14 protein-coding genes are annotated in these 18,722 nt (G+C 72.2%); 8 read left to right on the top strand and 6 right to left on the bottom strand.

Going from position 1 to position 18,722, the window contains the following annotated elements; genetic code table 11:
- Positions 1 to 144: 144 nt before the first annotated feature.
- The 4 genes from AB0G20_RS00525 (at position 145) to AB0G20_RS00540 (ending at position 5,278) form a co-directional block, all read left to right on the top strand.
- Entirely contained in the window at positions 145 to 2,085 is a 1,941-nt protein-coding gene (locus tag AB0G20_RS00525) for a S53 family peptidase (protein WP_361293577.1), read from the top strand.
- Between the two features lie 78 nt (positions 2,086 to 2,163).
- Positions 2,164 to 3,918: an NAD+ synthase gene (locus AB0G20_RS00530; RefSeq protein ID WP_361293580.1), complete on the top strand. Its 1,755-nt coding sequence runs from the start codon at positions 2,164 to 2,166 to the stop codon at positions 3,916 to 3,918.
- Between the two features lie 130 nt (positions 3,919 to 4,048).
- Positions 4,049 to 4,444 carry a VOC family protein gene (locus tag AB0G20_RS00535; RefSeq protein WP_361293583.1) on the top strand — a complete coding sequence of 132 codons (396 nt, stop codon included), beginning with the start codon at positions 4,049 to 4,051 and terminating at the stop codon, positions 4,442 to 4,444.
- Between the two features lie 120 nt (positions 4,445 to 4,564).
- Entirely contained in the window at positions 4,565 to 5,278 is a 714-nt protein-coding gene (locus AB0G20_RS00540) for a haloacid dehalogenase type II (RefSeq protein WP_361293586.1), read from the top strand.
- A 193-nt stretch (positions 5,279 to 5,471) separates the two neighbouring features.
- Here AB0G20_RS00540 and AB0G20_RS00545 read toward each other — a convergent pair whose 3' ends face one another.
- The 4 genes from AB0G20_RS00545 to AB0G20_RS00560 all read right to left on the bottom strand — a co-directional run bounded on the left by AB0G20_RS00545 (position 5,472) and on the right by AB0G20_RS00560 (position 10,379).
- Positions 5,472 to 6,689, bottom strand: a complete 1,218-nt coding sequence (locus tag AB0G20_RS00545) for an MFS transporter (RefSeq protein WP_361293589.1) — start codon at positions 6,687 to 6,689, stop codon at positions 5,472 to 5,474.
- A gap of 136 nt (positions 6,690 to 6,825) precedes the next feature.
- On the bottom strand, positions 6,826 to 7,878 hold the full coding sequence (locus AB0G20_RS00550) for an endonuclease/exonuclease/phosphatase family protein (RefSeq protein WP_361293592.1): 1,053 nt from the start codon (positions 7,876 to 7,878) through the stop codon (positions 6,826 to 6,828).
- A gap of 178 nt (positions 7,879 to 8,056) precedes the next feature.
- The gene (locus AB0G20_RS00555; protein WP_361293595.1) at positions 8,057 to 8,707 is read right to left on the bottom strand and encodes a TetR/AcrR family transcriptional regulator; all 651 of its coding nucleotides are present in this window, start codon (positions 8,705 to 8,707) and stop codon (positions 8,057 to 8,059) included.
- A 70-nt stretch (positions 8,708 to 8,777) separates the two neighbouring features.
- Entirely contained in the window at positions 8,778 to 10,379 is a 1,602-nt protein-coding gene (locus tag AB0G20_RS00560) for an MFS transporter (RefSeq protein WP_361293598.1), read from the bottom strand.
- Between the two features lie 203 nt (positions 10,380 to 10,582).
- On the opposite strand from AB0G20_RS00560, the gene panB reads away from it, so the two are divergent.
- The 3 genes from panB (at position 10,583) to AB0G20_RS00575 (ending at position 13,490) form a co-directional block, all read left to right on the top strand.
- Entirely contained in the window at positions 10,583 to 11,458 is an 876-nt protein-coding gene (gene panB / locus AB0G20_RS00565; RefSeq protein WP_361293601.1) for a 3-methyl-2-oxobutanoate hydroxymethyltransferase, read from the top strand.
- Positions 11,459 to 11,658: 200 nt separating this feature from the next.
- Positions 11,659 to 12,678 carry an ATP-binding cassette domain-containing protein gene (locus tag AB0G20_RS00570; RefSeq protein ID WP_361293604.1) on the top strand — a complete coding sequence of 340 codons (1,020 nt, stop codon included), beginning with the start codon at positions 11,659 to 11,661 and terminating at the stop codon, positions 12,676 to 12,678.
- Positions 12,675 to 13,490 (top strand): ABC transporter permease, encoded by an 816-nt coding sequence (locus tag AB0G20_RS00575; protein WP_361293607.1) that lies wholly within the window; start codon positions 12,675 to 12,677, stop codon positions 13,488 to 13,490. The genes AB0G20_RS00570 and AB0G20_RS00575 overlap by 4 nt, the downstream gene beginning before the upstream one ends.
- 19 nt (positions 13,491 to 13,509) lie before the next feature.
- Here the strand turns inward: AB0G20_RS00575 and AB0G20_RS00580 are convergent, their stop codons facing one another.
- Both AB0G20_RS00580 and AB0G20_RS00585 read right to left on the bottom strand, forming a co-directional pair.
- Positions 13,510 to 16,788 carry a BTAD domain-containing putative transcriptional regulator gene (locus AB0G20_RS00580; RefSeq protein WP_361293610.1) on the bottom strand — a complete coding sequence of 1,093 codons (3,279 nt, stop codon included), beginning with the start codon at positions 16,786 to 16,788 and terminating at the stop codon, positions 13,510 to 13,512.
- A 308-nt stretch (positions 16,789 to 17,096) separates the two neighbouring features.
- Positions 17,097 to 17,816, bottom strand: coding sequence for a DUF6578 domain-containing protein (locus AB0G20_RS00585; RefSeq protein ID WP_361293613.1), 720 nt, complete (start codon positions 17,814 to 17,816; stop codon positions 17,097 to 17,099).
- A gap of 104 nt (positions 17,817 to 17,920) precedes the next feature.
- Between AB0G20_RS00585 and AB0G20_RS00590 the strand changes: the two genes are divergently transcribed.
- A complete protein-coding gene (locus AB0G20_RS00590; RefSeq protein WP_361293616.1) occupies positions 17,921 to 18,721 on the top strand; it encodes a site-2 protease family protein in 801 nt (266 codons plus the stop codon).
- Position 18,722: the final 1 nt, after the last annotated feature.

Here is an 18,722-nt window from a genome sequence, read left to right on the forward strand (position 1 = left end):
ATCGCCCTGCCCGGTTGTCTCTTGGGCTCTTCTTGGCCTCCGTAGAGCGCTTCTTGGGCTGCGCCATTCCCTGGCATGAACGGTTCATCGCGAGAGTGGCGACCGTCGAGTGATCCACTCGCGACGAACCGCACAGGGGGTTCCATGAGATCCAATCGCGCCAAGGTGCGCGCCGGGGTGAGCTGGGCGGCGACACTGCCGATGCTCGCCGGTGCGCTGGCGCTCGGCATACCCGCGGCGCACGCCGCCGACCACCCGGTCCGCGACCTGCTGGCCGGGACCCGGCCCGCCTGGGCCACGGCCGGGGCGGACGAGGGCGCCACCTCCGACGGCGCCCGGGTCTCGGCCCGGGTCTACCTCGCCGGCAAGGACGCCGCAGGCCTGGCCGCCTACGCGAAGGCCGTCTCCGACCCGGGCTCGGCCTCGTACGGCAAGTACCTGACGGCCGAGCAGGCGCAGGCCCGTTTCGGTGCGACCGAGGCCCAGGTGGCGGCCGTGAGGTCCTGGCTGACGGCGGCCGGCCTGAAGGTCACCGGCGTCACGCGGCACTACGTCTTGGTCAGCGGTGACGTGGCCGCCGCCGAGAAGGCGTTCGGCACCCAGCTGCACAACTTCGCCAAGGGCTCGAAGACCTACCGCGCCCCGGCGAGCACCGCCTCCGTGCCGCACGGCCTGGCCGACGCCGTCCTGACCGTGACCGGGCTGGACAACGCGCCGCACATGGCCACGCACGACGATCAACTGCCGCCGCCGGACACCGTGTTCCGCAACGCCGGACCGTTCTCCTCGTACTACGGCTCGAAGACCGCGAGCACGCTCCCGGACGCGTACGGCAAGAAGATCCCGTACGCCGTGAAGGGCTACACCGGCAAGCAGTTGCGGGCCGCCTACGGCGCGGGCAAGCGCACCGGCAAGGGAGTCCGGGTCGCCATCACGGACGCGTACGCCTCCCCGACGATCGCCTACGACGCCGGCACCTACGCCCGGCGCCACGGCGACGCGGCGTGGAGGACGGGCCAGCTGCACCAGGTGCTGCCCGGCAAGTACACGAACACCAAGGACTGTTCGGCCTCGGGCTGGTACGGCGAGGAGACCCTGGACGTCGAGGCCGTGCACGCGGTCGCGCCGGCCGCGGACGTCACGTACGTGGGCGCGGCCTCGTGCATGGACGGCGATCTGCTCGACGCGCTGGGCAAGGTCGTCGACCACCACCTGGCCGACATCGTCTCCAACTCCTGGGGCGAGGTCGAGGCCGTGCAGACGCCCGACCTCGCGGCCGCCTACGACCAGGTCTTCCAGCTGGGCGCGGTCGAGGGCATCGGCTTCTACTTCTCCTCCGGCGACGAGGGCGACGAGGTGGCCAGTTCCGGGACGAAGCAGGTCGACTCCCCGGCCAACTCGGCGTGGGTCACCGCCGTCGGCGGCACCTCGCTGGCCGTCGGCGAGGGCGACACCTACCTCTGGGAGACCGGCTGGGGCACCGACAAGGCGACCCTGTCGGCCGACGGCAAGAGTTGGACGGACTTCCCCGGCGCCTTCACCTCCGGCGCGGGCGGCGGCACCAGCAGGACCGTCGCCGAGCCCTCCTACCAGCAGGGTGTCGTGCCGGACGCGCTGGCGAAGGCCAACAGCGCCGACGGCAACCGGGTCGTCCCGGACATCGCGGCGATCGCCGATCCCAACACCGGCTTCCTGGTCGGCCAGACCCAGACCCTGCCGGACGGGAAGAAGCAGGCCTACGACGAGTACCGCATCGGCGGCACCTCGCTCGCCGCGCCGACCATCGCGGCCGTCCAGGCCCTGGCCCAGGAGGCCCGCGGCAAGGCGATCGGCTTCGCCAACCCGTCGATCTACGCGAAGTACGGCTCGAAGGTCTACCACGACGTCACCGACAACCCGACGGGCTCCGGCCTCGCCGTGGCCCGCGTCGACTTCGTGAACGGCTACGACGCCACCGGCGGTCTGGCCACGTCCGTGCGCAGCCTCGGCAAGGACAGCTCGCTGTCCGCCGCGAAGGGCTACGACGACGTCACCGGCGTGGGCTCGCCCGCGAGCGGCTACGTCGAGTCGTACCGGCGCCGCTGACCTCCGCAAGGGGACCGGGGTGGTGTGGGGTGACCCACACCACCCCATTGTGTCGCTCTGACGATTACACTGGGCGGCGTGCCTCAACTACGTCTCGCCCTGAACCAGATCGACGCCGGTGTCGGCGACCTCGCCGGGAACACCGAGTCGATCGTCCGCTGGACCCGGCACTCTGCCGAGCAGGGAGCGCATCTCGTGGCGTTCCCCGAGATGGTGCTGACCGGGTATCCCGTCGAGGACCTGGCGCTCAGGTCGTCCTTCGTGGAGGCCTCCCGCGCGGCGCTGCGCGCTCTCGCGGTGCGCCTGGCCGAGGAGGGCTTCGGAGAGCTGCCGGTGATCGTCGGCTATCTCGACCGCAGTGCGACCGCCCAGCCGAAGTACGGCCAGCCGGCCGGCGCGCCGCAGAACGCGGGCGCGGTGCTGTACGGCGGTGAGGTGGTCCTGAACTTCGCCAAGCACCACCTGCCGAACTACGGCGTGTTCGACGAGTTCCGCTACTTCGTGCCCGGCGACAGCATGCCGGTGCTGCGGGTGCACGGCGTGGATGTCGCCCTGGCCATCTGCGAGGACCTCTGGCAGGACGGCGGCCGCGTCCCCGCCGCCCGTTCGGCGCAGGCGGGCCTGCTGGTCTCGATCAACGCCTCCCCCTATGAGCGCAACAAGGACGACACGCGCCTGGAGCTGGTCCGCAAGCGGGCCCAGGAGGCCGGCTGCACCACGGCGTACCTGGCCATGATCGGCGGCCAGGACGAGCTGGTGTTCGACGGCGACTCGATCGTCGTCGACAAGGACGGCGAGGTCGTGGCGCGGGCCCCGCAGTTCTCCGAGGGCTGCGTGGTCCTGGACCTGGACCTGCCGGCGGCGTCGGCGGACGCGCCCACCGGCGTGGTCGACGACGGTCTGCGCATCGACCGCGTGGTGCTCTCGGAGGAGCCCCTTGCCCCGTACGAGCCCGAGCTCACGGGTGGTTACGCGAACCGCCTGGACGACGACGAGGAGGTCTACTCGGCGCTGGTCGTGGGCCTGCGGGCGTACGTCGCGAAGAACGGCTTCACGTCGGTCCTGATCGGCCTGTCGGGCGGCATCGACTCGGCGCTGGTCGCGGCGATCGCGTGCGACGCGGTGGGCGCGCAGAACGTGTACGGCGTGTCGATGCCGTCGAAGTACTCCTCGGACCACTCCAAGGACGACGCGGCCGAACTGGCCCGCCGCACGGGCCTGAACTACCGCACGGTCGCGATCGAGCCGATGTTCGACGCGTACATGGGCTCGCTGGGCCTGACGGGCCTGGCGGAGGAGAACCTCCAGTCGCGCCTGCGCGGCACCCTGCTCATGGCGATCTCCAACCAGGAGGGCCACATCGTCCTGGCGCCCGGCAACAAGTCGGAGCTGGCGGTCGGCTACTCCACTCTCTACGGCGACTCGGTCGGGGCGTACGGCCCCATCAAGGACGTCTACAAGACCTCGGTCTTCCGTCTCGCCGAGTGGCGCAACCGGGCCGCCCGGGAACGCGGCCAGACCCCGCCGATCCCCGAGAACTCCGTGACCAAGCCCCCGAGCGCGGAACTGCGCCCGGGCCAGGTCGACACGGACTCGCTGCCCGACTACCCGGTGCTGGACGCGATCCTGGAGCTGTACGTCGACCGGGACCGGGGTGCGGACGAGATCGTGGCGGCCGGGTTCGACGCGGAGCTGGTCGCGAAGACGCTGCGCATGGTCGACACGGCCGAGTACAAGCGGCGCCAGTACCCGCCGGGCACGAAGATCTCGCCGAAGGGCTTCGGCAAGGACCGGCGGCTGCCGATCACGAACGGGTGGCGGGAGTCGCTCTGACGGGCAAGGGTCGTAAGTGACAAGCACCAGCTCGGATCTCGGGCCCGGCGGTCTCCCGGCACTTCGCGGTGCCGGTGGCCGCCGGCCCTGTCGAGACCCGAGCTCCCCGACCTGACCACGGGAGCCCGCCGTGAAGATCCGTCTCACCAGCATCTTCGTCGACGACCAGGCCAAGGCCCTCCGCTTCTACACCGAGGTCCTCGGCTTCGTGAAGAAGTACGACGTCCCGGTGGGCGAGAAGGACCGCTGGCTGACCGTCGTCTCCCCCGAGGAGCCCGGCGGCACGGAACTGCTCCTGGAGCCCGCCGGCCACCCGGCCGTCAAGCCGTATCGCGACGCGCTCGTCGGTGACGGCATCCCGGTCACCCAGTTCGCCGTCGAGGACGTCCGGGCCGAGTACGAGCGCCTGAGCCGCCTCGGCGTCCGCTTCACCCAGGAGCCTGTGGACATGGGCCCCGTCACCACGGCCGTCCTCGACGACACCTGCGGCAACCTGATCCAGATCGCCACCCAGCCGCAGCAGTAGGCCGGCGGCGCGCCAGGTCTCGCCCGCTCCGTCACCATCTTGACCGGTGACAGATCCGCTGTCACCATCATCACCTGTTCAAGTGGTGACGTGCTCAGTGGACGGGACGCGGGAGAGCGCATGGCGGAGATCCGCGACATCGAGGTCGTCGTCTTCGATGTCCTCGGCACCATGGTCGACGAACCCGGCGGGCTTCGATCGGCCGTTCAGGAGGCAACGCACCTGTCCGACGAGGCGGTCGCCGACGAGCTCGTCGCCCTGTGGCAGCGGCACCGCGAGCAGGAGCAGGAACGCGTCCGGCAGGGGCTGCGCCCGTACGCCGGCACGGAGGTCGTCGACACCGAGGCCGCCCGGCGCGTGGCCGACCGCGCCGGAGTCACCGACCCGGGGGCCGTCGCCCGGCTCGCCACGGCGGGGCGGCGCCTGCCCCCGTGGAAGGACTCCGTCGCCGGGCTGGAGCGGCTCGCCCGGCGGTTCCCCGTGATCGGGCTGTCCAACGCCGGCCGCACGGCCCTGCTGCACCTCAACGCGTACGCCGGGCTGCGCTGGCATCAGGCGCTGTCCGCCGAGGCCGCCCTGGCCTACAAGCCGGCGCCGGAGGTCTACCGGCTCGCCCTCGACAGCGCCGGGTGCCCACCGGAACGCGTGCTGATGGTGGCCGCCCACGCCTGGGACCTCCGCGGCGCGCAGGCGGCCGGTATGCGGACCGCTTATGTTCACCGCCCGGGCGGGGATCCGCCCACGGGCTCCGACGAGTTCGACGGGCGGTTCGACGAACTCGATGAACTGGTCAGTGCGCTGACAGGCGGTCAGGTGGCGTCGAGCCCGTCGTGAAGGGGGGCCCGGTCATGAGTGGGCGTGCTGTTCCGGCGCGTGTTCTGGCCCATCCGGAGCCGGACGCGACCGAGGTCCTCACCACACCCACGAGTTCAGCGGTCGTCGCGGCGCGGCGCCAGGCACCCCGGTGGACGGAAAGAACGGCAGCCCGCGGGACCGGGTCCCACGAACTGCCGCGTGCCGGGAGCCGTCAGTGGTGCACCGCTTCCGCTTCCTGCGGGACGTGGCTCGCCACGATCCGCTCGCGTCCGGCGACCGGAGCCCGGCGCCGGTCCACCGCGTAGGCCAGCGACGCCACGGCCAGGCCGAGGACGGCCAGGGCCACACCGGCCAGGGCCGGGGAGGTGACACCGAAGCCCGCGGCCAGGGCGAGGCCGCCGATCCAGGCGCCGCCGGCGTTGGCCAGGTTGAAGGCGGCCTGGTTGGCCGAGGAGGCCAGGGACGGGGCCGAGGAGGCCTTCTCCATGACCATCAGCTGCAACGGGGAGCCGGTGGCGAAGGCCGCCATGCCGAGCAGGATCACGGCCACGGCGGCCGTGACCTCGGTGCGCATCAGCAGCGGGAACAGCGCCAGGACCGCCACCAGCGAGGCCAGGCCGCCGAACAGCGTGCCGCGCAGGGAGTGGTCGGCCAGGCGGCCGCCCAGCAGGTTGCCGGCGGTCGCGCCGACGCCGAACAGCGCCAGCAGCAGGGTGACGCTGGCGCCGGCGTAGCCGGCGGCGTCCGTGAGCATCGGCGTGATGTAGCTGTAGGCCGCGAAGAGGGCACCGAAGCCCGCCACGGTCGTGCCGAGCGACAGCCAGACCGGGAGGGAGTTCAGGGCGGCGAGTTCGCCGCGCAGGCCCTGGGCGGTGGTGTGCTCGTGGTCGTGCGGGATGAGGAGGGCGAGCGCGGCGATCGCCGCCAGGCCGATGGCACTGACGCCGAGGAAGGTCGCCCTCCAGCCGAGATGCTGACCCATGAGGGTCGCGACCGGCACGCCCGCGACGTTCGCGACCGTCAGGCCGAGGAACATCAGCGAGACCGAGCGCGCCTTGCGTTCGGGGGCGACCATGTTCGTCGCGACGACGGCGCCCACGCCGAAGAAGGCGCCGTGCGGCAGACCGCTCAGGAAGCGGGCGGCCAGCAGCCAGCCGTTGTCGGGCGCGAGGGCCGACAGGGCGTTGCCCACGACGAACAGCCCCATCAGGCCGATCAGGACCGTGCGCCGGGACATCTTGGCGGTGACCGCGGCCAGCAGCGGGGCGCCGATGACGACGCCCAGCGCGTACGCCGACACGAGATGGCCGGCGCTGGGTATCGAGATGTTCAGGTCGTCCGCGACATCGGGCAGCAGCCCCATCATCACGAACTCGGTCGTGCCGATGCCGAAGGCGCCCACGGCAAGGGCGAGCAGGGCCAGGGGCATGAAGGAGCCTTTCGAGACTTGCTTGGAGATCCGTACGTGTATGTTCAAGTACGGAACAAAGTCTCGCAGGCGCACTATTCCACGCGGTGACGCCGAGGTTGCGGATTTCTGACGGAACTGCCCTGACCAGCGGTTTTCAGGAACCGCTTGTGGTGACCCTCACACGGGCCGCGACCGGCAGATGGTCGCTGCCGGTCTGCGGGAGGGTCCACGAGCTCTCCGGCTTCAGGCCCCGGACCATGATCTGGTCGATGCGCGCCATCGGGAACGACGCGGGCCAGCTGAAGCCGAAGCCGTTGCCGGCCGCGCCCTGCGTGGAGCGCATCTGGGACGTGACGGCGTTGAGCGCGCGGTCGTTCATGGTGCCGTTCAGATCGCCGAGCAGGACGACGTTCTTCAGCGGCTCGTGGGCGATGGCCTCGCCGAGGTAGTCGGCGCTCCGGTCGCGCTGCCGGGCCGTGAAGCCGGCCTCCATCTTCACGCGCACCGAGGGCAGATGGGCGATGTAGACCGCGAGCTGCCCGGACGGGGCGGTCACGGTGGCGCGCATCGCGCGCGTCCAGCCCATGTCGAGGTCGACGTCCCGCACACCGGTCAGCGGGTACTTGCTCCACACGCCGACCGTGCCCTGCACCGAGTGGTAGCGGTACGTCGACGCCAGCGCCTGCTCGTACGTCGGGACCTCGTCCGGCGTCAGCTCCTCCAGGGCCAGCACGTCCGCGCCGGAGGCGGCCACGTCACGGGCGGTGCCGGCCGGGTCCGGGTTGTCGGCGTTGACGTTGTGCGTGACCACCGTGAGGTCGCCGCCGGTCGCGGTCTTGTCGCTGAGCTGGCCGCCGAAGAGGTTCAGCCACACCACGGACGGCAGCACCACCGCGATCAGCGCGGTCGCGGACCTGCGGACCAGGGCGAGGACGAGCAGCACCGGGACGAGGAGCCCCAGCCAGGGCAGGAACGTCTCGGTGAGGCTGCCCAGGTTGCCGATCGTGTTCGGGATGCGCGAGTGCAACCCCATGACCAGGGCGAGCAGCGCCGCGCACGCGGCGACGAACAGTCCGCGCCGCCAGATCCGCGGGTCGCCCCGCCAGGGGCCCGCCAGCCGGTCGAACAGGCGCCGAAGCCGGGTTCCCCGGTGCTCGGGCCCCGAGCCGCCGTTGTCCGTCTCCGTCATGTACGCCTGCTGCGCCATACCGTCGCCTCACTGCCTGCCGTGCACACCATCGCCCCCGTGTCTTTACGACCCTAGGGGATGATCCGTTCCGTTCCCGCCGTCCTTCGACGGCCGTACGGGGGCGATGACGTTCGAGTCCCCGCGGTGAGTTCCGATCACGCCCACCGAAAGCGCCCTCTGTGACGAAACGCGCACACTAGGAGCCCTGGGAGGCCGAACTGACAGAGGGTGAGCTGCCGGGTCGCAGCCCTTCGAGCAGGGTGTCGACGACCTGCTCGGCGAGGTCGTCGGGGAGGTCGGCGTCAGGGCGCAGCACGGCGCGTACGAGCACCGGGCCGACGAACAGGTCGTTCAGCAGTTCGAGGTCGAGGTCCGTGCGCAGTTCGCCGTTCTCCCGGCCGCGGCGCAGGACCTCCAGGCCGAGCCGGCGGCGCGGGGCGACGACGGTGGCGTGGTACGCCGCCCAGAGCTTCGGACTGCTCTTCATCTGGGCCTGCACGCTGTGCAGGATCGCCGAGGAGCGGTTGGCCAGGCCGCGCCGGCGCACCTGCTCCAGCAGGACCACGAGGTCGTCGCGCATGGAGGTGCCGGGGAGCGGCGGGTCCGGGGGCTCGGCGGCGCGTACGACGTCGACGAAGAGTTCCTCCTTGCCGCTCCAGCGGCGGTAGATGGTGGCCTTGCCGACGCCGGCGGTGCGGGCGATGCGCTCGATGGACAGCTCGGCGAGGGGCACGCCCTCCTCCAGGAGCTTCATCACGCCCTCGATGATGGCGCGCTCGACGGCCTCGCTTCTGGGGCGGCCCCTGGTGGGACCGTCGTGCGGGGAGTGCCGTTCGGCGAGGCTCACGTCGCTGCGTCCTTTCCTGACGGGGCGAAGACCGCTCCCGGCTGCGCGAAGAGTGAATTCTCCCGCGGGTCTACGACCCTGTGTGCGACAACTCCGCACTCTCGTCGGTCTGCTGGGACGCCGGCGGCTTCCCCGGCAGGCACAGCACCACGACGACCGCGCCGATCAGGGCGACTCCCGCACCGCACAGGGCGGTGACGTGCATCGCGTGCAGGAACGCGTCGTAGGCCGGGGTGACGAGGGACTCGCCCCGCGGGCCCAGCTCGGCCGCGACGCCGAGCGTGGCCTCGATGGACTCCCCCGCGGTGTGGCGCAGCGCCGGGGGCACCGCGCCGAGCTCGTCCTCGATGCCCGTGCGGTACGCCGTGGACAGCACCGAGCCGAGGACGGCGATGCCGAGGGCGCCGCCGACCTGCCGGAAGGTGTTGCTGAGCGCGGAGGCGGAGCCGGCCTTCTCGCGGGGCAGGGCCTGCATGATGACGACGCTGACCGGCGTCATGATGTGCGCCATGCCGGTGCCCATGAGGAAGAAGATCACTTCCAGGATCCAGATGGGTGTGTCGGCGTCCAGGGTGGCGAAGGCGGCCAGCATGGCGGCGATGACGAGCAGGCCGGCCGTGGTCGTGGCCCGGTTGCCGAAGCGGTCGACCACCAGCCGGGCGCGCGGCGCGAAGATCAGCTGGGCGGCGGCCAGCGGCAGCATCAGCAGACCGGTCTGCAGCGGCGAGTAGCCGCGCACGCTCTGGGTGTAGAAGACGGAGAAGAAGGTCACGCCCATCAGCGCGAAAAAGACCAGCGCGACGGCGGCGATGGCCGCCGAGAAGACCTTGTTCCTGAAGTACGTGACGTCGATGGACGGGTGGTCGCTGCGCTTCTCGAACACGACGAAGGCCACCAGCACGGCGAGACCGGCGCCGATCGTCGCCAGCACGGTGGCGTCGGTGAAGTCGGCGAGCTGGCCGCCCTCGATGATGCCGTAGACGAGCAGCACCAGGCCGACGACGGACAGGACGACGCCGACGGGGTCGATCCGGCCGGGGTTCGGGTCGCGCGAGTCGGGCACCAGCCACAGCATCAGCGCGAGCGCGAGGAGCACGATCGGCACGTTGATGAGGAAGACCGAGCCCCACCAGAAGTGGTCGAGCAGCACGCCGCCGGTGATCGGGCCGATGGCGATGGCGAGGCCGACGCCGCCCGCCCAGATGCCGATGGCCTTCGGCTGCTCCTCGCGCTCGAAGACGTTCATGAGGACGGCGAGGGTGGCGGGCATCACGAACGCGGCACCCAGGCCCATCACGGCGCGGAAGGTGATCAGCTCGCCCGGCGAGCCGGAGAACGCGGCGCACGCGGAGCCGATACCGAACACGGCGAGACCGCCGAGCAGCACCCTCTTGCGGCCCAGCCGGTCGCCGAGCAGCCCGGCGGTGAACAGCAGGCCCGCGAAGACGAGGGTGTAGGCGTTGATCGCCCACTCCAGCTCGCTCTGCGTGGCGCCCAGGCCGGTGGGGGCCGGGGTGGAGATCGTCTTGATGGCGACGTTCAGGATCGAGTTGTCGAGCACGACGATCAGCAGGCTCAGCATCAGCACGCCGAGGATCGCCCAGCGGCGCCGGTGCACCGCTTCCGGTACGCGCGGGCCGGTGGGGGCGGCCGGGCCGGCAGGAGTAGTCATGCGCACAGCCTAGGACCATTTCGATACGAGACCGTCTCGTATTGGAATTCTCTTACCGGGATCTTACGCGGCTTTCCGCCTGCGGGCTCCGCGGGCGGAACTCACAGGGGCTCCCCTAGCCCTCGGTGGCACGAGGTGCCACCATGGACGTGGTCCGGGGACGCCGTCAGGGCGCCTCGAGATGACGTGTTAGGAGCCGTGTAATGACGCAGCTTCCGGCTGCCCAGACTGCTCAGGCGAAGCCCTCCGACAGCGGCAGGGCGCTGTACGGGGGCAAGGGCACCCGCCGTATCACCGTGCGCGACATCGCCGCCGCCAAGGAGCGCGGCGAGAAGTGGCCGATGCTCACCGCGTACGACGCGATGACCGCGTCCGTCTTCGACGAGGCCGGGATCCCGGTGATGCTCGTCGGCGACTCGGCGGGCAACTGCCACCTGGGGTACGAGACGACCGTGCCCGTCACCCTCGACGAGATGACGATGCTGTCGGCGGCGGTCGTACGGGGCACCTCGCGTGCCCTGATCGTCGGCGACCTGCCCTTCGGCTCCTACCAGGAGGGTCCGGTGCAGGCGCTGCGCTCGGCGACCCGGCTGGTGAAGGAGGCGGGCGTGCAGGCCGTGAAGCTGGAGGGGGGCGAGCGGTCGCACGAGCAGATCCGGCTGCTCGTCGAGTCCGGCATCCCGGTCATGGCGCACATCGGACTGACCCCGCAGTCGGTCAACGCGATGGGCTACCGCGTACAGGGGCGGGGCGAGGAGGCGGCCCAGCAGCTGCTGCGGGACGCGAAGGCCGTGCAGGACGCGGGGGCGTTCGCGGTGGTGCTGGAGCTGGTTCCCGCGGAGCTGGCCGCCGAGGTGACGCGGGTGCTGCACATCCCGACCGTCGGGATCGGGGCGGGCCCCGAGACCGACGCGCAGGTGCTGGTGTGGACCGACATGCTGGGTCTGACCGGCGGGCGGGTGCCGAAGTTCGTGAAGCAGTACGCGAATCTGCGTGAGGTCATGGGGAACGCGGCGAAGGCGTTCGCGGAGGACGTCGTCGGCGGAACGTTCCCGCAGGAAGAGAACTCCGTCCACTAGAGCCACAGCGGCACCACGGACAGCCCGTCGACCTTCCCCCAGTCGACGGGCTGTCCCCTTTTTGCGCCTGAACCGGCGCCGCTCTCGCGGAGGTGGCCGGTCGCCGTCGTGGTTGCTCGATTTGATGGTTGCGGTGGCCGTCGGTGGGGTGTCGGCGGCCTGTCGGTGATTTGTCGGTGGGCCTTGGGACCGTCTGTCCCATGACGCGAATCGACACACGAACCGGCGGCGCCGCTGTGACCGTGCGGGGGCTGGTGAAGCACTACGGGGAGACCAAGGCTCTGGACGGGGTCGACCTGGAGGTGCGGGAGGGCACCGTGATGGGGGTGCTCGGGCCGAACGGTGCCGGGAAGACCACGCTCGTGCGGATCCTGTCCACGCTGCTCTCACCCGACTCGGGGCAGGCCACGGTGGCCGGGTACGACGTCGTACGGCAGCCGCGCCAGCTGCGGCGGGTGATAGGGCTCACCGGGCAGTACGCCTCCGTCGACGAGAAGCTGCCCGGCTGGGAGAACCTGTACATGATCGGCCGGCTGCTCGACCTGCCCCGCAAGGAGGCACGCGCGCGCGCCGACGAACTGCTGGAGCGGTTCTCGCTGACCGACGCCGCCAAGCGGCCCGCGAGCACCTACTCCGGCGGTATGCGGCGGCGGCTCGACCTGGCCGCCTCCATGATCGGCCGGCCGGCCGTCCTCTTCCTCGACGAACCGACCACCGGGCTCGACCCGCGCACCCGCAACGAGGTGTGGGACGAGGTGAAGGCCATGGTCGGCGGCGGTGTGACCGTGCTGCTGACCACGCAGTACATGGAGGAGGCCGAGCAGCTCGCCTCCGAGCTGACGGTCGTGGACAAGGGCAAGGTCGTCGCGGGCGGGGGCATCGAGGAGCTCAAGGCCAAGGTCGGCGGGCGGACCCTGCGGATCCGGCCGGCCGACGCCCTGCACCTGCGGCCGCTCGCCGGGTACCTGGACGATCTCGGCATCACCGGGCTCGCGACCACCACCGTGGACACCGACTCCGGCACCCTCCTCGTCCCGATCCTCAGCGACGAGCAGCTGACCGCCGTCGTGGGCGCCGTGACGTCCCGCGGCATCACGCTCGCCGCCGTCACCACCGAACTGCCCAGCCTGGACGAGGTGTTCCTGTCCCTCACCGGCCACCGTGCCAGTGCACCCCAGGACGCCGCGCCCGCCGAGGACCTTCAGGAGGCCGCCGTATGAGCGCCGTGACCGTCGACGACGCCAAGGTGGACGCCCGCATCTCGCTGCGCGGGCACCTGAGGCACACCGGTGCCCTCGTCCGCCGCAACCTGCTGTGGATCCGCCAGGACCCGGAGTCGATGGCCGACGCGCTGCTGATGCCGGTCATCTTCACCCTGCTGTTCGTGTTCGTGTTCGGCGGCTCGATCGGGCAGGCGCTGGGCGGCGGGCAGGACCAGTACGTGCAGTACGTGATCCCCGGCATGATCGCGATGATGAGCATGACGCTGTCCCAGGGCGTCGGCACCGGCTTCAGCCAGGACTTCAACTCCGGTGTCATGGACCGCTTCCGGTCCCTGCCCATCGGGCGCGGCTCGGTGCTCTTCGCGAAGATCTCGGTGGAACTGCTGCGCATGCTGTTCGCGACCACCGTGCTGATGATCGTCTCCGTGGCGGTCGGTTTCGACATCACCAACTGGCCCGGGCTGTTCGCGGCCGTGGCCCTGTCCACCGCGTTCGCCTCGTCGATCATGTGGGTGTTCCTCACCCTGGGCGTGATCATGAAGAGCGCGCAGTCCGTGCAGGCGATGGGATTCCTGGTGCTGTTCCCGCTGCAGTTCGGCTCGTCGATCTTCGCGCCGACCACGTCGATGCCGGGCTGGCTCCAGGCCTTCACCGACTACAACCCGCTGTCCACGCTCGCGGACGCCGCGCGCGGTCTGATGGTGGGCGGGCCGGTCGCGCACGACCTGTGGGTGACGCTCGGCTGGTCGGTGGCGATCACGGCCGTGATGGCGCCCGTCGCGATCCACAAGTTCCGCACCAAGAGCTGACCCACGCGCCCGGTCCGCGTCAGAAGAGGGCGGCGGCCTCCTCGAGGGAGAGGCCGCCGCCTTCGGCGTACGCGGCCTCGTACGCCGGGTCGCCGAGCTGCGCCCGGGCCCGCCGCTCCACCTGCTCACGGGTCGCGCGCTCCTGCCTCCGGGCGACGTGGCCGGACGGCAGCAGGGCGTCGAACGCGCCCAGGCACCGGGCCGCGTCGGCGGCGCGCCGCCCCCTGTCGAGGGCGGCCAGGGCCCAGGCGCCGATGAGCACGTATCCCGAGCGCATATGGGGCGCGATGGCCTCGGACAGCGGGTCGGAGGCGCGTTCCATCGCCTTGCGGATGCGGTCCAGGCAGTCGTCGTAGCGCTCCTCCTCGGCGTCCAGCCAGGCTTCCGTGCCGAGGATGAAGGCGTCGAAGACGATGAAGTGGGCGATACGGAAGTCCAGGCGCAGCCGCCGCAGTTGCTCGCGGGCCTCGGCGACGCGGCCCGTCATGCCGAGCCAGCCGGCGAGGAACAGCCGGGCTGCGGGCATCGCCTCGCTGTGCGATTCCTCGCGCTGGGCGATCACCTCGCGCAGCAGCCGCTCGCCGCGTTCGTCCTCGCCGGCCTCCAGCAGGGCGCTGCCGAGCCGGGCGGCGAGGACGGCTGCCTGGGCGCGGGCGCCGAGCTGCTCGGCGTGGGAGATGGCGGCTTCGTAGTCGGCGGCGGCCCGGGCGTGGTCACCCCTGCGTTCGTGGGCCTCGGCGCGGGCGGAGAGGGCCTCGGCGGTGCCCCAGGCGTCGCCGAGGCGCCGGTAGATCTCCAGCGACTCGTCGGCGTCACGGGCGGCGTCGCCCGCCCAGTCGATGCGGTTGGCGAGGAAGTTGGCCCGCATCTGGAGGCCGGAGGCCAGCTCCCATTCGAAGCCGGGGGTCTGCCTGCAGGTCCGGATGGAGGCGTCGATGATGACGCGCAGCCGGTCCATGTCGCCGGTCAGCATCACGGCGAAGAACCAGAGGATGCCGGGGAGGCGGCAGTTCTGCGGCAGACCGGGCTCGTAGGTCCGGGCGATGGTGCGCAGCTTCTGCTGGGAGCGCGGGTTCTGCCAGGCGTCCAGTTCGGTGTCCATGCACGCGAGATGGGCGAGGTGGATGCCGCGCCGGGCCTCGGTGAGGACCTCGCCGGTCATCGGGGGCGGGCTGTCGGTGCAGCGCTGCCAGACCGCGGTGGCGGGGCGGACGGGTTCGGTGAAGGGGTCGGGGCCGAGCGCCATGACCTCGCGGCACCAGTTGCGCGCCTCGATGCGCAGGTCGCGCATCTGCCAGTACCAGACGAGGGACAGCGCCAGGCACAGCGCCTCCTGCTCGTCGCGCAGGGCGACGGCGTGGCGCAGCGCGGTGCGCAGGTTCTCGTACTCGCGCTCCAGGCGGTGGATGGCGGCGAGCTGGCCGGCGCCGCGCAGCAACGGGTCGGTGGTGCGGGCGAGTTCACGGAAGTACGTCAGGTGGGCGCGCTCGGCGTCGGGGCGCTGCCCGGACTCGTCCAGCCGTTCGCCGGCGTACTCGGCGACGGTCTCCAGGAGCCGGTAGCGCATCTCCCCGTCGGCCGACTCACCGGGCGGGGCGGCCACCACCAGGGAGCGGTCGACGAGCGAGCCGAGCGCCTCCAGGGCGGCCGGCCCGCACACCGCCTCGGCGGCGGGCAGGTCGCAGCCGCCGGCGAACACCGACAGCCGCCGCAGGACGTCCCGTTCGTCCTCGTCGAGGAGGTCCCAGGACCAGTCGACGACGGCTCTGAGGGTCTGCTGGCGGGGCAGGACGGTGCGGCTGCCGGAGGTGAGGAGACGGAAGCGGTCGTCGAGCCGGTCGGCGATCTGGCGGGGTGTGAGCATCCGCAGCCGGGCGGCGGCCAGTTCGATGGCCAGCGGCAGGCCGTCGAGGCGCCGGCAGATCTCGGCGCACGCCCCGGGGTCGTCCTCGATCCGGAAGCCGGGCCGGGCCGCCGCGCCCCGGTCGGCCAGCAGCCGCAGCGCGACGGGCTCGGGCAGCGGCTCCACCGGGCGCAGCAACTCCCCCGGCACGCCGAGGGGTTCACGGCTGGTGGCCAGGACGGTGAGGTCGGGGCAGCGCGCCAGCAGCTCCTCGGTGAGCCGGGCGGCGGCGTCGGCGACGTGCTCGCAGTTGTCGAGGATCAGCAGCATGCGGGGCCGGGAGCAGTGCTCGGCGAGCCGCTCGACGGGGTCGTCCAGCCGGTCCGCGACGGCGGCGCGGATGCCTTCGGCGCCGGCTCCGTACAGCACGGTCTCGCGGGCGCCGACGGCGGTGAGTACGGCCTCCGGTACGGCGTCGGGGTCGTCGACGGGGGCGAGTTCGGCGAGCCACACGCCTCCGGGCATGGCCTCGCGGAGGGTCTCGGCGGTCTCCTGCGACAGGCGGGTCTTCCCGGCGCCGCCGGGGCCGAGCAGGGTGACCAGCCGGGCCGCCGCGAGATCCCCGCGGAGGGTCTCGATGTCGGTTTCCCGGCCGATGAAGGAGGTGAGGCGGGCACGGAGGTTGCCGGCGGATCTGCCCGGCCCCTCGGCGGCGGGCGCGGCTGCCGGCAGGTCCCCGAGGCGCAGCAGGTCCGCGTGCAGGGCGCGCAGTTCCGGGCCGGGGTCGGCGCCGAGACGGTCGGCGAGCAGCCGCCGGACGTCCTCGTAGGCGTCCAGCGCCTCCGCGGCCCGGCCGGCGTCCCGCAGGGCGCGCAGGCGCAGCGTCTGGAGGGGCTCGTCCAGGGGGTGGCTGTCGCACAGCGCGGTCAGTTCCGGCAGGGACTGCTCGGCCTGGCCGAGGGCGAGGGCGGCGGTGTGGCGGGCGCGCAGCACGTCCAGGCGGCGGGTGTCCCGGCGGGCCGCCTCGGCGGTGCGGTCGGGCAGGTCGGCGAGGGCCGGGCCGCGCCACAGGGCGAGGGCGTCGTCGAGGACCACGGCGGCTTTGGCGGGGTCGCCGTCGGCCAGCGCCCGCAGTCCCTCGCCGGCCAGCCGCTCGAACCGGTGCAGGTCGACGTCGTCGGGCGCGGCCGTGAGCCGGTACCCGCCCTCGACGGAGGCGACCGCGTCCGCCCCGAGCGCCCTGCGCAACCGCCCGACCAGTGCCTGCAGCGCCCCGGGCGCGTCGGCGGGCGGCTGCCCGCCCCACACCTCGTCGATGAGTAACCCCGCGGGCACGGTCCGTCCGGCCCGCAGCGCGAGCACGGTCAGCAGCGCACGCAGCCGCGCCCCACCGACCGGAACGGCCGTCCCGTCGGTGCGGAGCGCCTGCGTGGTGCCGAGGATGCGGTAGTGCACGGGCTCATTGTCTCCGTTGTACGGGGGCGGGTCACGACGGGTGACGGCGCGGCGGGCCGGTCAGGGGCGGGTGTTGGGGCAGGGTCATCGGCGGGGCGGGCCGGTCCGGTGCGGGTGTGGGGGCCTCGGGGTCATCGGCGGCGCGGGCAGGGCGGGGCCGTGCACGGACCGGCACCGGCCGCCGGAGTCACAGCAGCCGGACACGGCTGAGCCCCTCACCCACCCGCGCGAGACGCCGAGGTCACGGCGGCCCCACGCGGCAGGGCCCCCAGGTCGGTGTGAGTGTGTCGGGGTCATCGCGGGGCCGGTCACGCACCCGCGTGGCGGCGCCGGGCCCGTCGCCGCGGGGGCGTCCCCGTGCTCAGCGTCTCCAGGAGGGCCGCCAGGTCCGCCGCCCCGATGCCCCGGGTCTCCGCGCCGGGCTCCGCGCCCCGGCCGGGGATGCCCCGGGCCTCGCGGACGGCGTGGGAGAGCCGGGAGTCCGTGCCCGGCACGTCCAGGGTCACCACCACGCCCGACTCGCGTGAGCGCCGTCCCCGCCCGTCGGGCGCCCGCTCCCCTTCGGTCTCGGCGAACCACCGCGGGCAGCGCTCCACCGCCCGCAGCCCGCGCTTGCCCGCCACCGGCTCGTAGGAGCGCGATCCGGGCGCGGTCTCGGCCCAGGTCTGGGTCAGCACCTGTACGGCCCGCACCCGCCCTCCGGCCTCGGGCCACTTCGCGCCGTGCCGCTCGACGGACAGCAGCCCCGCCGACCGGGTCCGGCTCCCCGGCTGCGGGCGCCGGTCCTCCTCGGCGTCGGGGTCGGCCCCCAGCGCCACCGGGAGGCCCGTCTCCCCCCGGACCATCCGCACCCCGCCGACCTCCTCCACCGGCCCGGCGACCTCGGTGAGCTGGTCGTGCCAGCCGCCGCCCAGCACGGTGTCCGCGTCCAGGAGCAGCAGCGGCCAGCTCACCTCGTCCCCGACCGAGAACGGCGTGCCGCAGCACTCCATCTGCCAGCCCTCGTAGAACACGTGCCACAGCCCCATTGGCCCACCCTCCCCGGAACCGGCCGCCCCGCGCGAGACGTTTTTCACCTGCGCCCGGTACCGTCGGGCCGTCTCACCCCGTGTCGACGAGTGCAGGGAGCCCCATGACCACCGCCACCACCCGCCACAGCGAGCGGCGGATCAGTCCCGTGTTCGTCGGGATCGTCGCCGTGACGGCGGTCACGGGATGGGCGACCTGGACCGGGTTCGCCGAGCAGCCCGGTGTCGCCGTGTTCCTGTTCGTGACGGCGGCGTGGATCGTCTCGCTGTGCCTGCACGAGTACGCGCACGCGCGCACCGCCCTGCACAGCGGCGACATCTCCATCGGCGCGAAGGGCTATCTGACCCTCAACCCGCTGAAGTACACGCACGCGCTGCTCAGCATCGTGCTCCCGGTGATCTTCGTGATCATGGGCGGTATCGGACTGCCCGGCGGTGCCGTGTTCATCGAGCGGGGCCGGATCCAGGGCCGCTGGAAGCACAGTCTGATCTCGGCCGCCGGTCCGCTGACGAACGTGCTCTTCGCCGTCGTCTGCACCGCCCCGTTCTGGCTGGACGCGCTGAACGGCGTGCCGACCGACTTCCGGTTCGCGCTGGCGTTCCTCGCGCTGCTCCAGGTGACGGCCGCGCTGCTGAACTTCCTGCCGGTGCCGGGCCTGGACGGCTACGGCGTGATCGAGCCGTGGCTGTCGTACAACATCCGGCGCCAGGTGGAGCCGTTCGCGCCGTTCGGCCTGCTGTTCGTGTTCGCGCTGCTGTGGCTGCCGGCGGTGAACGGCGTCTTCTTCGACGTGATCGACACGATCCTGAAGTCCCTCAACATCAGCGACTTCGAGACGTACTGCGGTCAGGAGCTGTACCGCTTCTGGCAGGGCTCGAACGAGTTCTGCTCGGCGGCCCCGTGAC

It is taken from the genome of Streptomyces sp. NPDC024017 (assembly GCF_040638895.1).
Classification (GTDB): domain Bacteria; phylum Actinomycetota; class Actinomycetes; order Streptomycetales; family Streptomycetaceae; genus Streptomyces.

Coding starts and splice junctions, on each gene's coding strand:
- AB0G20_RS00585 (WP_361293613.1), bottom strand. CDS start 17,816: ATGGGGCTGTGGCACGTGTTCTACGAGGGCTGGCAGATGGAGTGCTGC.
- AB0G20_RS00575 (WP_361293607.1), top strand. CDS start 12,675: ATGAGCGCCGTGACCGTCGACGACGCCAAGGTGGACGCCCGCATCTCG.
- AB0G20_RS00550 (WP_361293592.1), bottom strand. CDS start 7,878: ATGGCGCAGCAGGCGTACATGACGGAGACGGACAACGGCGGCTCGGGG.
- AB0G20_RS00570 (WP_361293604.1), top strand. CDS start 11,659: ATGACGCGAATCGACACACGAACCGGCGGCGCCGCTGTGACCGTGCGG.
- AB0G20_RS00540 (WP_361293586.1), top strand. CDS start 4,565: ATGGCGGAGATCCGCGACATCGAGGTCGTCGTCTTCGATGTCCTCGGC.
- AB0G20_RS00525 (WP_361293577.1), top strand. CDS start 145: ATGAGATCCAATCGCGCCAAGGTGCGCGCCGGGGTGAGCTGGGCGGCG.
- AB0G20_RS00590 (WP_361293616.1), top strand. CDS start 17,921: ATGACCACCGCCACCACCCGCCACAGCGAGCGGCGGATCAGTCCCGTG.
- AB0G20_RS00560 (WP_361293598.1), bottom strand. CDS start 10,379: ATGACTACTCCTGCCGGCCCGGCCGCCCCCACCGGCCCGCGCGTACCG.
- AB0G20_RS00545 (WP_361293589.1), bottom strand. CDS start 6,689: ATGCCCCTGGCCCTGCTCGCCCTTGCCGTGGGCGCCTTCGGCATCGGC.
- panB (WP_361293601.1), top strand. CDS start 10,583: ATGACGCAGCTTCCGGCTGCCCAGACTGCTCAGGCGAAGCCCTCCGAC.